The organism is Streptomyces sp. NPDC058373 (assembly GCF_042723275.1).
Lineage (GTDB): Bacteria > Actinomycetota > Actinomycetes > Streptomycetales > Streptomycetaceae > Streptomyces.
Genome location: NZ_JBHXJE010000102.1, coordinates 1 through 1,865, shown reverse-complemented (window position 1 = coordinate 1,865; position 1,865 = coordinate 1). Strand labels below are relative to the sequence as shown.

The following is a 1,865-nucleotide window of genomic DNA, read 5'->3' as shown; positions in this document are numbered from 1 at the left end:
TCGGCCGGCTCCAACATGGTGAGCTGGGCCACCGGCAGCGCCGGGGTGCTGACGGCCTCCTCGGCGAGGGTCAGCCAGTGGCGGCAGAGCCGGTCCACGGTGGCCACGTCGAACAGGTCGGAGTTGTACTCGGCGACCCCGACGAGCCCACCGTCCGCCACCTCCTGGAAGTGCAGCCCCATGTCGAACTGGGCCGCCGCGCGCGGGATTTCGTACTCCTCGGCGGTCAGGCCGGGCAGGGCGAAGCTGCCGCCCGGGGTGTTCTGGAGCGTGATCATGGCCTGGACCAGCGGGGTGCGGCTGGTGTCGCGCTCGGGGGCCAGTTCCTCGATGAGGCGGCTGAAGGGCACGTCCTGGTGGGCGAAGGCGTCGAGCGCGGTGCTCTTCACCTGGTCGAGCAGGTCCGCGAAGCTCCGCGCCGCGTCGACCCGCGTGCGCAGGGCCAGGGTGTTGACGAAGAAGCCGACCAGCCCTTCCAGTTCGGTACGCTCCCGCCCGGAGACGGCGGTGCCGACCGCGATGTCGCGCTGGCCGGTGTAGCGGGCGAGCGTCAGCTGGGTCACCGCCGTCAGGCCCATGAAGAGGCTGGCGCCCCGGGCGCGGCCCAGCGCGGCCAGCCGCTCGGCCAGCCCGGCCGGGACGGTGAAGACCCGGGTGCTGCCCGCGGAGGTCCTGACCAGGGGGCGCGGGCGGTCCGTCGGCAGTTCGAGCGGCTCCAGCCCCGCCAACTGCTGGCGCCAGTAGGCGAGCTGGGTGTCGAGCGCGGCGCCGCTCAGCCGGTCGCGCTGCCAGACGGCGAAGTCCGGGTACTGGACGGGGAGGGCCGGGAGGCCGGCGTCCTCGCCGCGTACGGCGGCCGCGTAGAGCGCGCTCAGTTCCCGCGTGACGATCCCCATCGACCAGCCGTCGGTGACGATGTGGTGCATCGCGAGGACGAGGACGTGCTCGGTGGGCGCCACCCGGACCAGCAGGACCCGCACCAGGGGGCCGGTGCGCAGGTCGAACGGCTCGACGGCCTCGGCCCGCAGCACGGCGTCCACCTCGGACGCCTCGCGCACGGCGACGGTGCGCACCGGGACCTCGACCGCGTCGTGGACGACCTGGACGCCGCGCCCGTCGACGGCGTCGAAGGTGGTGCGGAGCGCCTCGTGCCGGGCGACCAGACCCGCCACCGCGCTCTCCAGCGCCGCCACGTCGAGCCCGCCGGTCAGGCGCAGGGCGCCGGTCACGTTGTACTCGATGGCGCCCGGGGTGAAGTTCTCCAGGAACCAGAGGCGCTCCTGCGGCAGCGACATCGGGAGCTGCCCGCCCCGGGGGACCGGGACGACACCCGGGCCCGCCCCGGCCTCGGCCGGCCCGTCGGCGCTCGCGCGGCCGTCGGTCTCGGCGGCGAGGCGTGCGACGGTCGGGTGGTCGAAGAGGGCGCGCGGGGAGAGGTGCGTACCGAGCACCGTGCGGATGCGGGAGGTGACCTTGAGGCTGGAGATGGAGTCGCCGCCGAGGCCGAAGAAGTCGTCCTCGACACCGACCCGCTCGGCCCCCAGCACCTCGGCCCAGATGGCGCAGAGGGCGCGTTCGGTGGCGTTCCGGGGCGCGGTGTACGTCTCGCCCGGCGCGGTGAACTCGGGTGCGGGCAGGGCGCGCCGGTCGACCTTGCCGTTGACGGTCAGCGGGATCGCGGCGACGGCGGTGAAGGCGGCCGGGACCATGTACTCGGGCAGCGAGGCCGCCAGGTGGCGGCGCAGGCCGGCGGGGTCGAGCGGCCGGCCGTCGTCGGTGACGAGGTAGGCGGCGAGGTATTTGGTGCCGGGTTGGTCCTCGCGGGCGAGGACGGCGGCGTGGGTGAGGTGGGGGTGGGTGAGGAG

The 1,865-nt window shown here is 74.7% G+C and carries 1 protein-coding gene; it reads right to left on the bottom strand.

Annotation, left to right across the window (positions count from 1 at the left end; all coding sequences use genetic code 11):
* Positions 1 to 1,865: condensation domain-containing protein (locus ACFWMZ_RS28205; RefSeq protein ID WP_383204998.1), on the bottom strand; the 1,865-nt coding region annotated here is incomplete at both ends.